The organism is Streptomyces sp. B15 (assembly GCF_018070605.1).
Classification (GTDB): domain Bacteria; phylum Actinomycetota; class Actinomycetes; order Streptomycetales; family Streptomycetaceae; genus Streptomyces; species Streptomyces smyrnaeus.
Genome location: NZ_JAGPXJ010000243.1, coordinates 1 through 333 on the forward strand (window position 1 = coordinate 1; position 333 = coordinate 333).

A 333-nucleotide genomic window follows, 5' to 3' on the forward strand; every position below is an offset into this window, starting at 1 on the left:
CTGGAGATGACGGGGTTGATAGGCCGGATCTGGAAGCACGGTAACGTGTGGAGGTGACCGGTACTAATAGGCCGAGGGCTTGTCCATAGAGGCTCGCGTCCACTGTGTGGGTTCTGAGACAACAACCGCACTTCAACTGAAGAGTGTGCTTGTTCGCTTGGAGACTCTGGGACCTGGATTCATTTGATCCTGTTGTCCTGAACAGAGTTTCGGTGGTCATAGCGTGAGGGAAACGCCCGGTTACATTCCGAACCCGGAAGCTAAGCCTTTCAGCGCCGATGGTACTGCATGCGGGAGTGTGTGGGAGAGTAGGACGCCGCCGAACAATCTTTG

General features: G+C 55.3%; 2 rRNA genes. Both read left to right on the forward strand.

From position 1 onward, the window contains the following. Nucleotides 1–87 (forward strand): 23S ribosomal RNA (locus KBY19_RS36055); the annotation flags it as partial. Nucleotides 88–208: 121 nt separating this feature from the next. Next, nucleotides 209–325, forward strand: a 5S ribosomal RNA gene (rrf, locus tag KBY19_RS36060). Nucleotides 326–333 lie beyond the last annotated feature (8 nt).